Origin of the sequence: Nitrospirillum viridazoti CBAmc (genome assembly GCF_000730165.1) — a bacterium.
Classification (GTDB): domain Bacteria; phylum Pseudomonadota; class Alphaproteobacteria; order Azospirillales; family Azospirillaceae; genus Nitrospirillum; species Nitrospirillum viridazoti.
In genome coordinates, this window is the sequence record NZ_CP022111.1 from 1097789 (window position 1) to 1113580 (window position 15792).

The 15792-nt window shown below is 68.1% G+C and carries 13 protein-coding genes; 9 read left to right on the forward strand and 4 right to left on the reverse strand.

The window, feature by feature from the left end; all coding sequences use genetic code 11:
* Positions 1–22: 22 nt before the first annotated feature.
* The 4 genes from pdxA to lptF all read right to left on the reverse strand — a co-directional run bounded on the left by pdxA (position 23) and on the right by lptF (position 4837).
* Positions 23–1045, reverse strand: a complete 1023-nt coding sequence (pdxA, locus tag Y958_RS18200; RefSeq protein ID WP_088873377.1) for a 4-hydroxythreonine-4-phosphate dehydrogenase PdxA — start codon at positions 1043–1045, stop codon at positions 23–25.
* A gap of 34 nt (positions 1046–1079) precedes the next feature.
* Positions 1080–2432 carry a peptidylprolyl isomerase gene (locus Y958_RS18205; protein ID WP_088873378.1) on the reverse strand — a complete coding sequence of 451 codons (1353 nt, stop codon included), beginning with the start codon at positions 2430–2432 and terminating at the stop codon, positions 1080–1082.
* Positions 2433–2562: 130 nt separating this feature from the next.
* Positions 2563–3669 (reverse strand): LPS export ABC transporter permease LptG, encoded by a 1107-nt coding sequence (gene lptG, locus Y958_RS18210; RefSeq protein ID WP_004273258.1) that lies wholly within the window; start codon positions 3667–3669, stop codon positions 2563–2565.
* A gap of 4 nt (positions 3670–3673) precedes the next feature.
* Positions 3674–4837, reverse strand: coding sequence for an LPS export ABC transporter permease LptF (gene lptF, locus Y958_RS18215; RefSeq protein WP_088873379.1), 1164 nt, complete (start codon positions 4835–4837; stop codon positions 3674–3676).
* Positions 4838–5235: 398 nt separating this feature from the next.
* Between lptF and Y958_RS18220 the strand changes: the two genes are divergently transcribed.
* The 9 genes from Y958_RS18220 to Y958_RS18260 all read left to right on the forward strand — a co-directional run bounded on the left by Y958_RS18220 (position 5236) and on the right by Y958_RS18260 (position 15791).
* Positions 5236–6729, forward strand: a complete 1494-nt coding sequence (locus Y958_RS18220; protein ID WP_088873380.1) for a leucyl aminopeptidase — start codon at positions 5236–5238, stop codon at positions 6727–6729.
* A gap of 80 nt (positions 6730–6809) precedes the next feature.
* On the forward strand, positions 6810–7256 hold the full coding sequence (locus Y958_RS18225) for a DNA polymerase III subunit chi (protein WP_088873381.1): 447 nt from the start codon (positions 6810–6812) through the stop codon (positions 7254–7256).
* A gap of 91 nt (positions 7257–7347) precedes the next feature.
* Entirely contained in the window at positions 7348–8073 is a 726-nt protein-coding gene (locus Y958_RS18230) for a response regulator (protein WP_088873382.1), read from the forward strand.
* Positions 8070–9446: an ATP-binding protein gene (locus Y958_RS18235; protein ID WP_088873383.1), complete on the forward strand. Its 1377-nt coding sequence runs from the start codon at positions 8070–8072 to the stop codon at positions 9444–9446. The genes Y958_RS18230 and Y958_RS18235 overlap by 4 nt, the downstream gene beginning before the upstream one ends.
* Positions 9447–9573: 127 nt before the next feature.
* Entirely contained in the window at positions 9574–10290 is a 717-nt protein-coding gene (locus Y958_RS18240; protein ID WP_088873384.1) for a carbonic anhydrase, read from the forward strand.
* Between the two features lie 9 nt (positions 10291–10299).
* Positions 10300–11832, forward strand: coding sequence for a SulP family inorganic anion transporter (locus Y958_RS18245; RefSeq protein ID WP_088873385.1), 1533 nt, complete (start codon positions 10300–10302; stop codon positions 11830–11832).
* A gap of 36 nt (positions 11833–11868) precedes the next feature.
* Positions 11869–12246 (forward strand): hypothetical protein, encoded by a 378-nt coding sequence (locus Y958_RS18250; protein ID WP_145727832.1) that lies wholly within the window; start codon positions 11869–11871, stop codon positions 12244–12246.
* A 381-nt stretch (positions 12247–12627) separates the two neighbouring features.
* On the forward strand, positions 12628–14622 hold the full coding sequence (locus Y958_RS32820) for a methyl-accepting chemotaxis protein (RefSeq protein WP_088873387.1): 1995 nt from the start codon (positions 12628–12630) through the stop codon (positions 14620–14622).
* A gap of 110 nt (positions 14623–14732) precedes the next feature.
* On the forward strand, positions 14733–15791 hold the full coding sequence (locus Y958_RS18260) for an HPP family protein (RefSeq protein WP_088873388.1): 1059 nt from the start codon (positions 14733–14735) through the stop codon (positions 15789–15791).
* Position 15792 lies beyond the last annotated feature (1 nt).

The window sequence follows — 15792 nt, forward strand, 5'->3', positions numbered from 1 at the left end:
AAGCGATCTTGATACGAGAGAATCAGGCGGCGGCGCGCTGCCGCGCCAGGCGGTCGGCCGACAGCAGGGCCGCGACCAGGCTGGACGGGCTGGCCTGGGCCGTGCCGGCCAGGGACAGGGCGGTGCCGTGGTCGGGGGAGGTGCGGATGAAGGGCAGGCCCAGGGTGATGTTGACGCCCGTGTCGAAATCCAGGGTCTTCAGCGGGATCAGCCCCTGGTCATGATACTGGCAGATGACGGCGTCATAGGTCGCGCGCGCGCCGGCATGGAACAGGGTATCGGCCGGCAGCGGGCCGGCGACGTTCATCCCCTCTTCCCGCAAGGTCGCCACGGCGGGGGCGATGATCTCGATCTCCTCCCGCCCCATGGCACCGCCCTCACCGGCATGCGGGTTCAGGGCGGCCACGGCCAGGCGCGGCTGACTGAGGCCGAAGTCCCGGCGCAGCGCCTGGTGGGTAACCCGCGCGGTGTGCAGCAGCACCTCGCGCGTCAGCTGACCGGCCACATCCTTCAGCGCCACATGGATGGTGGCCAGGGCCACCCGCAGGCCGCCTCCCTCCAGCAGCATGACAGGCTCCTCACTCATCCCCGCCAGGTGGGCCAGATATTCGGTGTGGCCCGGGTGGCGGAAGCCGGCGGCGTAGAGGCTGCTTTTCTGGATGGGGTTGGTCACCACGGCCGCCGCCTGGCCCGCCCGCACCAGGGCCACAGCCCGGTCTATGCTGGCGATGACGGCGGCGCCGTTGGCCGGATCCGGCTGGCCCGGGACCACAGGGGCGGCCAGGTCCTGGCGCAGCACCGGCAGGGCCTCATCGAAGACAGTGACGGTTTCCGCCGGATCGGCGATCTCCCGCACCGCGGCATCGAGGCCGGTGGCGTGGGCCAGGGCCGCTAGGCGGTCCGGACTGTCGATCAGGAAAAAGGGCGGCAGGCCCCGGTCACGCCGCAGCCGCCAGGCCATCAAGGCGATCTCGCCGCCGATGCCGGCCGGTTCGCCCATGGTCAGGGCCAGGGGCAAGAGGGACGAAGAAAGCGGCGCGGTCATGAAACGGATCGGGGGGGCTGTCGCCCCCCGCCCCTCAGCTACGGATGTCGATGGTGGCGGCACGCCGCAGGTCGCGCAGGTTGCGCCGCTGCAGCATGTCCATACGCTCGCCGCCGATCATGTTGGCCACCTGGTCGCGCGGCGGGGCACTGCCCTCCGGCACCTTGCGGTCGCAGACCATCAACAGCATCAGGCCGGCCTGGGTTTCCAGCGGGTCGGTGGCCTGGCCCACGCCCAGGCGGCCGATCAGCTTGGACAGCTCGCCCGGGATGTCGCCCAGGCGGGTCATGGGCTGGGCACGGGTGGTTGAGCCCGGCAGGTTGGCCTTGGCGGCGGCGGCCAACGCCTCACAGCTGTGCGAGGTGTCACCGATCTTCTTCACGGTCTGGCCCAGGGCCTGGACGTCCGCGCCGGGCGGAACGGGCACCACCACCTGGCCCACGGACACCTCGATGTCGGCGGGATCGCCACCGGTCACCGTGCGTTCGTCCCGGACCAGGAAGATGTAATAGCCACCGGCGCCGCGCAGCGGCACCGAAACCTGGCCCGTGGGCAGGCGCTGCAGCGCGCGATCCAGCGCCGGTTCCAGCTGCCCCTGCTGCACCCAGCCCATGTCGCCGCCGGCCGCGGCCGTGGCGCTCTGCGAGAACTGCTGGGCCACGGCCGCGAAGTTGGCGCCATGGGTGATCTCACCGACCAGCTTGTCCGCCAGCTGATGGGCGTCCTGGTCCAGCTTGGGATTATCGACGGAGATGAAGATTTCCGTCAGCAGGTACTCGGGCTTGCCCGCGTTGGCGATGATGCGCTGGGTCCGGCTATCGATCTCCTCGTCGCTCACCTGGATGGTGGGGCGGATGCGGCGCTGCACCACCTTGTTCCAGGCGATGTTGGCGCGCATCTGCTCCTTCAGGGAGGAGACGGGCACGCCTTCGCGTTCCAGGTTGGCGGCGAAGCTTTCCGGCGAGGGAGCCTTGTTCTGCTTGGCCAGGCGGGCGAACTCACGGTCCACCTCCTCGTCCGTCACCACCAGGTTCTGCTTCTTGGCTTCCTGCAGCTCCAGCTTCTCGTCGATCAACAGGCGCAGCACCTGGGGCTTCAGCTTCTGTTCCACGTCCGGCGTGTCGGGCAGGCCGGTGTTGACGATGGCCAGGCGCATGCGGCCGGCCAGGTCGGTCTGCGAGATGGCCTCGTCATTCACCACGGCGACGATGCGCTCTTCCTGCTGGCCCTGCTGGGCCGCGACGCGCGGGCCCAAGGCCATGCCGTTGGTGGCGGCGGCCGTCCGGGGGCCGGCCAGCTGCGCCAGCGCGGGCGTGGCCAAGCTCGTGCCCAGGGTCAGGCCGAAGGCGAGCACGGCAGCGGCGGAACGGCGGGAAAGTTGGATCATCTGACCTTACCGGAAAAGCGGGGACCGGGAAAACGGGAACCGGGGAAAAACGGAGAACGGAACTTATAGAGCCAAGGGGGGGCGAAGGCAAACGGCCCCCGCAACCATGGGTGCGGCGCGGAGTGGGCGTTCAGCCATCCTCCAGGTGCAGCAGGGCGGCGGTTCCCAGCATCAGGCAGACGCCGGCCGGCGCCCAGGCGGCCAGGAAGACCGGCAGCACGCCGCTGCGGCCCAGCGCCTGGATGATGTTCTGGCTGACGAACAGCACCAGCGCCGTCACCAGGCCGGTGCCCAGCATCTGCAAGGTGCCGCCCCGGCGGGCATGGCGCAGGGAGAAGGTGCCGGCCAGAAAGACCATGGCGCAGAAGAAGGCCGGCACGGCCAGCATCGACTCGTAGTACATGCGGTGCCGCACCGACGACAGGCCCGCCTGCTCCAGCGTCTGGATGAAGCTCGGCAGTTCCCAGAACGACAGCGTGTCCGGCGGGGCGAAGCTTTCCTGGATGCGGGCTTCCGTCAGGTCGGTCGGCAGGGCCATGCCGTCGACATGCTGGGTCGGGCGGCCCGGCCGGTTCAGCCAGGCGTTGCGCAGCACCCACTGGCCCTTCTGCAGCTCCGCCGTTTCGGAATCGAGGCGGCCCACCGGGATCTGGTCGCTGCCATTGAACAGCAGGATGGTGACGGTGCGCAGGTTCACGGGCTTGCCCGGCCCCACGGATTCGGCGTGGATCAGGTAGTTCCCGTTATCCCCCTCCTGCACCTGGCGCAGCCAGACACCGGAGCGTGCGACGTCCAGCGAACTCTGCTGGCCGCGCAGATAGCGGCTTTCCAGCTGCTCATACCGCGCCAGCATGGTGGCGAAGACGGGGCTGAGCAGGGTGATGTTCAGGATGCCGGCCACCAGGGATGTCAGCAGCACCGGCGTCATGAACTGCCACACGGAAATGCCGGCGGCGCGCACCACCACCAGCTCCGCGCTGCGGGTCATGCGGAAGAAGGTGTACATGGCACCGAACAGCACGCCGAAGGGGAAGATCTGCTGGCCGATTTCCGGCAGCTTCAGCAGCGCCATGCTCAGCACGATCTGGAAGGTGGCGTCCGTCTTGGCGGCGGCCCGGCGCAGCAGCTCCACCGTGTCCAGCAGCAGGACGAGCGCCAGCATGCCCCCGAGGATGATCAGGAACCAGAACACGAACTGGCGGGTGATGTAGACGGACAGCGTGGGCGAGATGCGCATGATTTCAGGCCGCCTTTCCGCCCAAAGGTCCCGTGGCGGGTGGCCCCGCCGGCGGGGTGCCGGACCGGCCCGCCCCTCCGCGGCTCAGACGCCGCCAGTTCTCCAGATACCAATACCCCATGGCCACTGGCAGGATGCCCACGACATACAGCACGGCATTGAAGGCCTGTGTCTTCACCGCCAAGTTGGAGATGCCCAGCATCATGGCCTGCAGCAGCATGCCGAAGACCACGGCCAAGGCGATGCGGCGGGCCTGCCCGCGGCGCGAGAATTCACCGGACATCAGCGCCGTCAGCGCGATCATGGCGAAGGCGGGCGCCAGCAGCGGTGTCGCGAAACGCTGGTGCAGCTCCTGGTTAAGGCGCGGGCGCAGCTGGGTGTCGGTCGGGTTGCCGGTGTCGAATAGCAGGTCGCTCAGCGTCCGTTCGCGCGGGTCAGGCCAGCGCTGCGCCTCCCCAGCGTTCAGCACCTTCAGGTCCACCGTGTAGCGCTTGAATTCCAGGTTGGAGGCGTGGCCCGTGTCCCGGTCGTATTCCTGGCGCACGCCGTCATAGACGATGACGCGGGGGCCGGCCTCGGCCGTCACCAGGATGCCATGGTCGGCGATAGTCATCACCGGTCGCTGCGGCTTGCTGTTGTCGTAGATGATCAGGCCGTTCAGCATGCCCTCCGCCCCGCGCTGGCGGACATAGACGGTTTTGCCCTCGCCCACGTCGTTGAACGTGCCTTCGCGGAGCAGGACAGAGGAATAGTCGGTGCGGATCTCCTCGCGCAGGCGCACGAACTCGCGCTGCGCCGCCGGCGCCAGGAACAAGTTCAGCAGCAGGCAGAGGAACAGGACAATGGCCGACAACTGCAGCGCGGGCCGGGCCAGCGTCAGCGGCCCCATGCCGGCCGCGCGCATGACCACCAGCTCGCTGTCCAGCGTCAGGCGGTTGTAGGTGAACAGCGTGGCGATCAGCACGCCCCAGGGCATGACCAGCGCCAGGAAGGTCGGCAGGGTGGAAAACGCCAAGCGCAGGAACATGCTGATCGGCGCCCCGCCCTCGACCACCAGCTGGATCAGGCGCAGGGACTGCGTCATCCAGATGGTCGAGGACAACCCGGCCGTGATGAAAACCATCGCCACGACAAGGTTGCGCGACAAATACCGGCCGATCAGCTTCATCGTGCTCCACAACACACAAGGCGGGACCGGTGCCCGCCACAACGGCGCCCGCGCATCCCGCCGATCCGACCACCGCGACACCCCACATGAGGCACCGGCGGCCCGGCCACTATAGGACCCCACAATTTGGCGAAACCAGGGCGCGACACCCCGCCGCCAAGCCGACGACAGCCGGCATGGAACCCCGCCCGACTAGGCTTGGCACGCAGTTCTTATCGCCTCCCGTCGCCGGAAACAACCGCCTGGGACAAAAGGTCTGGATTTCGAGCGTTGACGTACAACATTCAGAAATCCTGTATAGGACTTCCAACGCCATAAGGCGAAGCCATCCGGACGGGTCCAGGCGCCAAGACGCCCCCCGTTCCAAGGATCCCAAGGGACCGACCAAGAGAGGCAAGATGAAGATCGCTTACGCCCAGAACGCCCTGCCGCAATCCGGCGTCCTGGCCATCACGGTGTCGCAGGGCCGCGGCCTGGGCAGCCTGGGCGCCGAGTTGGACCAGAAGAGCGGCGGCGCCCTGGCCCGCGCCATGGAAGCCGGCCGCTACACCGGCAAGGCGGATGAGACGCTGACCCTGCTGGCCCCCGGCGGCACCGAGTACGCGCGCATCCTGCTGGTGGGCATCGGCGCCGCCGAGAAGGTGACGGACCTGACGGCCCAGTCGCTGGGCGGCACCGTCGCCGCCAGCCTTGCCCGCGCCGGCGATCCCGACGCCACCCTGGTGCTGGACGGCCATGACGGCCTGGTTCTGGCGCCGGCCACCTTCGCCGCCAACGTCGGCTACGGCGCCCGCCTGCGTTCCTACCGCTTCGACAAGTACCGGACCAAGGAGCCAAAGGACCAGAAGCCGACGTTGAAGAAGCTGACCCTGGCCACGACCGAGCATTCCGCCGCCAAGAAGGCCTACGGCAAGCTGGAGAAGATCGCCGACGGCGTCTTCCTCACCCGCGACGTGGTGTCGGAGCCGCCGAACGTCATCTACCCCGAGACCCTGTCCGAGCGCTGCCTGGCCCTGACCGAGCTGGGCGTGAAGGTCGAGGTGTTGGACGAGAAGCAGATGAAGAAGCTGGGCATGGGCGCGCTGCTGGGCGTGGGCCAGGGCTCGGCCAAGCCGCCGCGCCTGGTCATCATGCGCTGGGACGGCGGTGAGAAGGGTGCCGCTCCCCTGGCCTTCGTGGGCAAGGGCGTCACCTTCGACACCGGCGGCATCTCCATCAAGCCGGCCGCCGGGATGGAGGACATGAAGTGGGACATGGCGGGCTCCGGCGCCGTCATCGGCCTGATGGCCGCCCTGGCCGGACGCAAGGCCAAGGCCAACGTCGTCGGCGTGGTCGCCCTGGTGGAGAACATGCCCGACGGCAACGCCCAGCGTCCGGGCGACGTCGTCACCAGCATGTCCGGGCAGACGATCGAGGTGCTGAACACTGACGCCGAGGGCCGCCTGATCCTGGCCGACGCCCTGTGGTACACCCAGGCGACGTTCAAGCCGCGCTTCATGGTCGACCTGGCGACGTTGACCGGCGCCATCATCGTCTCGCTGGGTAATGAGCACGCCGGCCTGTTCTCCAATAACGACGAGCTGTCGCAGCGCCTCACCGATGCCGGCCTGAAGACGGGCGAGACTCTGTGGCGCCTGCCCCTGGGGGCCGCCTACGACAAGGACATCGACTGCGACGTCGCCGACATGAAGAACATCGGCAGCCCGGGCAAGGCCGGCAGCATCATCGGTGCCGTGTTCCTGCAGCGCTTCGTCAACGACGTGCCGTGGGCCCACCTGGACATCGCCGGCACCGCCTGGACCAAGAAGGACGGCGCCACCGTGCCCAAGGGCGCCTCGGGCTACGGCGTCCGCCTGCTGGACCGGCTGGTGGCCGACTATTACGAAGACTGACAAAAGCCTTCGCAGTCAGGGTAAGATCGGGGCGGCTCGGGTTACGGGCCGCCCCTTTTCTTTTGCCGCCGGACACATGCATGACCGAGGTCAACTTCTACCACCTGCAGCGCAGCAGCCTGGAGCAGACCCTGCCCGACCTGCTGGAACGGTCGCTGGCGCGCGGCTGGCGGGCGGTGGTGCTGTCGACGGTGGAGGAGCGGGCGGAGCAGTTGGCCCAGCACCTGTGGACTTGGCGGCCGGACAGCTTCTTGCCCCACGGCACGGCCAAGGACGGCCACGCTGCCGACCAGCCCATCTGGCTGACGGCGGTGGATGAGCGGCCCAACGATGCCCAGGTGCTGTTCCTGACCGATGGCGCCACCAGCGCCCACATGGCCGACTACGTCCGCGTCTGCGACATCTTCGACGGCATCGACCCCGACGCGGTGGCCGCAGCCCGCCAGCGCTGGAAGGCCGCCAAGGAAGCGGGGCTGGACCTCACCTACTGGCAGCAGACCGACAAGGGCTGGGAGAAGAAGGCCTGAGACGGTCTTTACCCGCACCTTCTGTGCATATGCAGCATGGATGGACGTCGAGCCCCTGGAAAGGTGGCGCACGGCCCTTATCTAAAGGCCGATGAACAGCCTATCCATCGCGCGCATCCTGCTGGTCGAGGACGATCCGGCCATGCGCACCCTGATCCTGCGCGTGCTCAAGGAAAACGGGTTCGAGCCCACCGGCGTGCGCGACGGCCGGGAGATGGCGGACGCGCTGAGCCAGGGCAGCTTCGACCTGGTGTTGCTGGACGTCATGCTGCCGGGCCAGAGCGGTCTGGACATCTGCCGGGATCTGCGGCGCGCCAGCCAGGTACCCATCATCATGGTCAGCGCCCATGGCGAAGAGATCGACATGGTGCTGGGGCTGGAGATGGGCGCCGACGACTATGTGCCCAAGCCCTTCCGTGCCAAGGAACTGCTGGCCCGCATCCGCGCCCTGCTGCGCCGCGCCGCGAACAACAGCCCCGGCGCCGGGTCCATCGGTTCGACCCCGCAGGACGTCATGGTCTTTGCCGGCTGGCGCCTGGACCGGCGCCGGCGCGAGTTGACCGACCCCGACGGTGTGGCGGTGGACCTGTCGGGGGCGGAGCATGACTTGCTGGTCAGCTTCCTGGAGAATCGTCAGCGCGTGATCGGGCGCGAGCGCCTGCTGGAACTGTCCCGCGCCCGCCTGGGTGAGGTGAACGACCGCAGCGTCGACGTGCTGGTCAGCCGCCTGCGGCGCAAGCTGGGCGATGAGAACCGCCTGATCCGCACCATACGCGGCGTCGGCTACATCTTTACCGCCGACGTGGCGACGCTGTGACCCGGCTCGGCATTCACCGCTGGGGCCACCTCTGGCCGCGCAGCCTGATCGGCCGCCTGGGCCTGGTGCTTTTCGGCGCGGTGCTGCTGGCCGTCATCGGCAACGCCATCGTGCTGGGCCAGGCGGAGCAGCATTACGGCGACGAGACCCAGACCTGGCACATCGCGGAACAGGTGGAAACGGCGGGCCATGTCCTGTCCGCCATCGATCCGGTGCGGCGGGGGAATGTCGCGTCCTCCCTCTCCTCCCCCTACCTGACCTTCACCTGGGTGGATGCGGCCCAGGCGCGCGAGGCGCAAGGCGACAACCCCGCCAGCTGGCTGCTGCGCCATGAGATGATCGAGCACCGGGCCGCCCTGGCCGGCATGGACCTGCGCCTGCGCACGGGGCCCGGGACGCCGGTGAAGGCGTTTGACGGCGACGTGCGCCTTCTGGACGGCAGCACGCTGCGCTTCGGCGTCACCGACCTGCCTTCCACCGTGCCGGTCATCTATGCCCAGTTGGGCTCCATCGCCTTGCTGTCCATCGGTGTGCTGCTGATGGCCCTGTTCCTGGTGCAGACCCTGGCGTCCCCTCTGAAGATGCTGGTCAAGGCGGCGGACGCGGTGGGCAACGGCCCGCCGGTGTTCATCCCCACGCGAGGCCCGCAGGAGATCCGGCACGTCGCCCAGGCCTTCAACGCCATGCAGCGGCGGATCGACCGCCTGATCACCAGCCGGACGGAGGCCTTGGCCGCCGTCTCCCACGACCTGCGCACGCCCATCGGCCGCCTGCGCCTGCGCGCCGGCTTCCTGCCCAATGCCGAGGACCGCGCCGCCTTCGACAGCGATCTCGATGAGATGGAAGGCATGGTCAACGACGTGCTGGACTATCTGGGCGGCGAGGAGGATCCCGAAAAGCCGCGCCGCACGGACCTGCCGGCCTTGCTGTCCACCCTGGTGGACAACGCCACCGACGCCGGCCATGTCGCCAGCTATGAGGGGCCGGAGCGCCTGGCCCTGGCCCTGCGGCCCCTGGGCATGCGCCGGGCCTTTTCCAACATCATCAACAACGCCATCGCCTATGGCGGCACGGCCCGGGTCGCGGTGCGCGACACGGGAAAAAGCGCCGTCATCACCATCAGCGATGATGGCCCGGGCATCCCCGAGGCGCAGTTCGAGACGGTGTTCGAGCCCTTTCACCGGCTGGAGGAATCCCGCAACCGGGGAACCGGCGGCACCGGCCTGGGCCTGACCATCGCCCGCCAGGCGGTGACGCGCGAGGGCGGCACCATCACCCTGAGCAACCGGGCGGAGGGCGGGCTTTCCGTCATTATTACGATTCCGAAACGGGATGATCCGGCGCAAAAGGCCGGCAGACACACTTTGTCATAATCGAAACGTATCCGGGAAAAACTCAGGCCTTAAGTCTTGATGGCCCCCAACGGGGACGGTGGTTCCAGGCGCCCTTCGCCCCACCGTCCGGCCGGGATCATCGACTTGAACGCGAGGATTTCCCATCATGGACAGCATCATCGACGGCGTGTCGCACTTCCGATCTGTTGTCTTCCCCGAACAGCGGTCGCTGTACCGCAAGCTGGCCCACCACGGGCAACAGCCCAAGGCGCTGGTGATTTCCTGCGCCGACAGCCGCGTGGTGCCTGAGATCATCACCCAGAGCGGCCCGGGCGAGATGTTCGTCTGCCGCAACGCCGGCAACATCGTCCCGCCCTTCAGCCAGGTGAACGGCGGCGTCTCCTCCGCCATCGAATACGCGGTGGTGGGCCTGGGCGTGAACGACATCGTCGTCTGTGGCCATTCCGACTGCGGCGCCATGAAGGCCCTGCTGAAGCCCGAGGCGCTGACGGACATGCCCAACGTGGCCGCCTGGCTACGTCATGCCGAAAGCGCCCGCCATGTGCTGCGCGAGGCCTACAGCCTGCTGCCGGAGGCGGAGGCCGCGCGCGTGCTGGCCATGGAGAACGTGGTGGCGCAGCTGAACCACCTGCGCAGCCACCCCTCCGTCGCCGCCAAGCTGGCAGCCGGTCAGTTGAACCTGCACGGCTGGTTCTTCGACCTGGAGAACGGTCACATCCTGGCCCTGGACGGCGAGACGGGGACGTTCCTGCCCGTGGGCGACAGGAACCAGACCCTTCAGGTGGCCGTGCGCGGCACGCGCCGCGCGGTGGCCGATCCCTGCTGCGCCCAGCACGCCCATCACGTCACCGCGGCCGAGTAAGGGAGCGTGATGATGCAGCGTTTTTTTCCCGCCACGCTGGCGCGGGACCTCCCCGCGTCCATCGTGGTCTTCCTGGTGGCCATGCCGCTGTGCATGGGCATCGCCATCGCCTCCGGCGCGCCGCCTGAAAAGGGGCTGATCACCGGCATCATCGGCGGCATCGTCGTCGGCCTGCTGGCGGGGTCGCCCCTGCAGGTCAGCGGCCCTGCCGCCGGCTTGGCGGTCATCGTCTTCGAACTGATCCGCGATGCCGGCATCGGCGCCCTGGGCCCCGTGCTGATCATGGCCGGCCTGATCCAGATGGCGGCCGGCATGCTGAAGCTGGGACAGTGGTTCCGCGCCATCTCCCCCGCCGTGGTGCACGGCATGCTGGCCGGCATCGGCGTGCTGATCGTGGCGGGCCAGTTGCACGTCATGCTGGACGCCAAGCCGCAGGCTGGCGGCCTGGCCAACATCCTGGCTGCGCCCGCCGCCTATTTCGGCCTGTTCCCCTTCAGCGGCGACGCGGCCGAGGCGGCGCTGGGCATCGGCCTGCTGACCATCGCCACCATGCTGGTGTGGGAATGGGTGCGGCCCCAGCGCCTGCGCCTGGTGCCGGGCGCCCTGGTGGGCGTCGTCGCCGCCACCCTGGCCGCCACGCTGCTGAACCTGCCTGTGGCCAAAGTGGCGGTGCCGGAAAGCCTGTGGGCCGCCATCCAGCCGCCCGACTTCGCCAACGGCTTCGGCCTGTTCGAGCCCAAGCTGATCGTCATGGCGGTGGCCATCGCCTTCATCGCCAGTGCCGAAACCCTGCTGTCGGCGGCGGCAGTGGACCGCATGCACGACGGCGTGCGCACCAATTACAACCGCGAACTGACGGCCCAGGGCGTGGGCAACCTGCTCTGCGGCCTGGCCGGCGCCCTGCCCATGACCGGCGTCATCGTGCGCAGTTCCGCCAATGTGCAAGCCGGCGGCGTCACCCGCGCCTCCACCATCCTGCACGGCGTGTGGATCCTGGGTGCCGTCGCCCTGCTGCCCTGGCTGCTGCGGGCCATCCCCATGTCGGCCCTGGCCGGCGTGCTGGTGGTCACCGGTTATCGCCTGGTCAGCGTGGCCCATGCCCGCCACCTGTTCGAGCGCTATGGCGCCCTGCCGGCCGCCATCTGGGCCGCCACCCTGGTCACCGTGGTCGCCACCGACCTGCTGACCGGCGTGCTGGTGGGCCTGGGCCTCAGCCTCCTCGAGTTGCTCCCCCAGGTGCGCCGCCTGCGCCTGCTGGTCGTCACCCGCGAGAGGGAAGCGGGCGAGTGGGAGGTGGTGCTGTCCGGTTCCGCCAGCCTGGTGCAGCTTCCCCGCCTGGCCAAGGCGCTGGAAAGCCTGCCCCCCGCCCAGCGCGTCACCCTCCGCCTGCGTTCCCTGTGGTTCATGGACCATACCTGCGCCGAGCTGATCAGCGGCTGGATGGACCGCCGGCGGGGCCAGGGCGAACGGGTGATCATCGACGACGGCGACGTCGCCCGCCACCAGGAATTCGCCGCCAAACTGCAAGTCAGCCACGGCTGATCCCCAGCCGACATGGTTCATCACAAGGAGGAAAACATGCGTTTCACCAAGACCCTGGCCCTGATCCCCGTGCTGGCCGCCCTGGCCATTCCGCTGGGCACTGCCCAGGCGTCCGGCACCGCCACGACAGGGACCGCCACAGCAGGCATCCAAGTGCCCGCCATCACCATCACGGCCGCCCAGACCGACGCCGCGCGCCGCGTCTGCCGCGACACGCTGGGCCTGGCCCCGGCCAACGTGGACTTCGCCGCCTGTGTCGATAGCCTGAAGACCCAGGCCGCCGCCGCTCAGCAGCCGGTACCGGAGGCCCGCGCCTGCGCCGAGATGGGCCACACCCCCGGCGGCACCGAACACCGCCACTGCGTCGCCCACCTGGCATCGGCGGTCAGCCATGCCCAGACGCCGCTGAACTGAGCGGCGTCCTCGTCATCCCTTCATCTCAATCTTGAAATCGGGCGGCGTCCTTGACTGCCCGGGTGCGGCTCCCATCCACCCGGTCCCTACCCTAGCGTCCGCCCGTGCCCATCCCCCTTCCCCGGGGGATGGGCTTTTTTGTTGGTTCATGATCATTCTTTCGACTTGAACAGTAGTCGTTCCAGGAAATTATCCAGCAAAACCGTTCTATTACCGACCATTGCGCCAAACCGAGGCGGCCCCATCATTTAATGTTTCATTTACCTGTTTCATGGCTCTCTTGAGCGGAGCGGCGCCATCATTTCCGCCGGACCCCGATTCCAATGAAGCTCCCCGCAGAGGGGGCCGCCTTTGGCGTGACCAACTTGGAGGAACCTTCCGATGACCATTTCCGCCACCGCCCTTCCGTTCCCCGGTGCGCCATCCACGCCGGCTCCTTTGGTTCGGGTGACCAACACGGATGACCGTCTGGGCGGCGTGGACGCCGGAACCTTCCGGTTCGGCGACAGGCCGGCGGCGCTGGCCCTGGCCTTCATTTCGCCGCACCTGGATTTCGCGCGCCAGGCTGAAGCGCTGCGCCGCCTCGCCGGGACCACACCACTACTGGCCATGTCCACGGCGGGAGAATTGTGCGGCGGTACAGGAGAGCCGGGCCCCCTCTATTGTGCGGCCGGTGACCGGTGGTCCACCATCGTCATCCAGGTCTACTCCCCCGACCTGTTCGCCGGCGTCAGCATACATACAGCGCCGCTGTGCAATGAGGACATCCGGCAAGGGAAGCCGTCGCGCACCCGGGAAGAGCGCGTGGCCCGCATCGGTGAGGGCCTGGCCGGGATCAGGCCCGCCTTCGCCGTGGATTATCGGGATACGCTGGCCCTCACCTTCATCGACGGCCTATCCAACAGCGAGAACTATTTCATGGAGGCGGTGTATGCCAGCCGCCGCTTCCCCTGCCTGTTCGTCGGGGGATCGGCCGGCGGCAAGCTGGATTTCAAGAACACCTATCTCTACGCCGATGGACGGGTTCTTGAAAACCAAGCCGTCGTCGCCTTCCTGAAGCTGGCGCCGGGCAAGCATTACGGCGTGCTGAAGAGCCAGAACTTCGAACGCACCCCCACCCGGTTTGTCGTGGCAGAGGCGGACCCCGACCGGCGCACCGTCAGCGCGGTGATCGATCCGGCAACCGGCCGGGTGGACCGCTTTGCCGACGTGCTGGCGCGCACCCTGAAAACCGCCCCGGCCCGCGTGCTCGACACCCTGGGGCGCCAGACCTTCGGCATCGAAATCGGTGACGAGCTGTTCGTGCGCTCCGTCGCCGCCATCGATGCCGACAGCGGCGTCGTCAGCTTCTTCTGTGACGTCAACATGGGCGATGAGTTGCTGCTGTTGCGCGCGACCGACTTCGTCGACCAGACCCGGCGGGACGTGGCTGCCTTCCTGCGCGGCAAGCCGGCGCCCGTCGCCGTGCTGCTGAATGACTGCATCCTGCGCCGGTTGAACAATGACAAGCAGCTGGGCGGCCTGACGGGGCTGTGGACGGCTCCAACGGCGGGCTTCTCCACCTTCGGTGAGTTGCTGGGCGTCAACATCAACCAGACCCTGAGCGCCCTGGTCTTTTTCGAGCAGGAAGCGGGACAGCCCTTCCACGACGCCATCGTGGATAATTTTCCGATCCATTACGCCAGCTTCGCCAATTACTTCACCTACACCACGCTGAAACGCGCGGAACTGATGAACAGCCTGCGGTCGGGCATCATCCATCGTCTGATCGACCACTTCAACGCCAGCGCCGGCCTGGGTGACGCGTTCGACCAGGTGTTGAAGGAGACGCATGAAATCCGGCAGACCATCAACCGCATCCGCGATGTCGTCATGTCCAGCCAGAAGGCTGCAGAGGACAACGCCGACACCAGCACCCTGGCGGCGGAGTTCAGCCGCATGGCGCAGGCCATGACGGGCCTGCGCGACGTGCTGAAGATCATCGACACCATAGCTGGCCAAACCAACCTGCTGGCGTTGAACGCCACCATCGAGGCGGCGCGGGCCGGGGAGGCCGGGCGCGGCTTCGCCGTCGTGGCGACTGAGGTCAAGAAGCTGGCCACCGATACCAAGACCACCCTGGGCAAGACGCAAGCCAACATCGCGGGCATGGAAACCAATCTGGCCACATTGGGCGAGCACATCCAGAAGGCGCGCGATCAGTTCGCCAACGCCCATGATCGCTATCGCGGCGTCTTCGGGCAAATGAACGAGGTGTTCGACAACACCGCGCGCATCGAGCGTACCCTGGAGTCCTTGGGCACGATGGTCGCCAACCAGCAGCGCAACATGGACGAGGTTTCCACCGACATCGCCCTGCTCAACCGTCTGGAATGAGGCGCGGCCGGGTAAAGGTGGCATTCACAACAGGACTGGGGCGTGGTACAGACGGCTCATAAGATGAATAATTAAAGCATCTTATTCGCGTCTTTCGTTCCGGTCCCTTCATGCATCCCTACCTGCGTTCTTTCCGCCCCGCCCAGCCGGCCCTGCCGGCGTTGGGTCGGGCCCGCATCTTCATCGGCGCGCTGCTGGGCATCCTGCTGACCACGCTGGTCAGCCGCTGGTGGCTGGGCGGTAACGCGGCCGGGCTGCCCTATTTGGTGGCCCCCATCGGCGCCTCCAGCGTGCTGGTGTTCGCGGCACCCGCCACCCCGCTGGCCCAGCCCTGGGCGGTGTTCGGCGGCAACGTGGTGTCAGGCTTGGCGGGCGTGCTGTGCGCCAGGCTGATCCCCGATCCGGTGCTGGCAGGGGCCTGCGCTGTGGCCCTGGCCATCCTGGGCATGTCTTGCCTGCGCTGCCTGCACCCGCCGGGAGGCGCCGTGGCCCTGACGGCCGTGCTGGGCGGCCCGGCCATCCAGGCGGCGGGCTTCGGCTTCGTCGCTGCCCCCGTGGCGGTGAACACGCTCCTCCTCATCGCCATGGGCCTGGCCTTCAACAACCTCACCCGCCATCGCTATCCCCACGTCGCCCCCGCCCAGCCGCAGGTCGCCCGCAACAGCGCCGGCTACACCATCGAGGATTTGGACCAGGTGCTGGCGCATTACGGGGAGCAACTGGACGTGGACCGCGACGATCTGGACGCCGTGTTCCGCCAAGTGGAGGCGCGCGCCTACCAGCGCCGGCATGGCGACATCCGCTGCGGCGCCATCCGGTCCCGCGTGCCGGCGGCCGTGGGGCCGGAGGACACGGTGGCAACCGTGCGCGGCCTGATGGCGGATTACCATATGCGCAGTGTGCCGGTGACGGATGAGGACGGGCGCCTGCTGGGCGTCATCCCGCCCCTGCCGGCCACCGTCCCCGGCCGTCAGGGCATCCGCCATCTGGTGCAACCGGCCGTGACGGCGCTGGCCACCACGCCCGTGGTCAACATCCTGCCCGCCATGACCGCCGGCGCGCATGAAGCCATGGTGGTGGACGAGGTCGGTCGCCTGGTGGGCATGGTCACCACGGCCGACCTGCTGTCGGCGCTTTACGGCAACGAGGCCATCGCGCTGGCGGGATAAC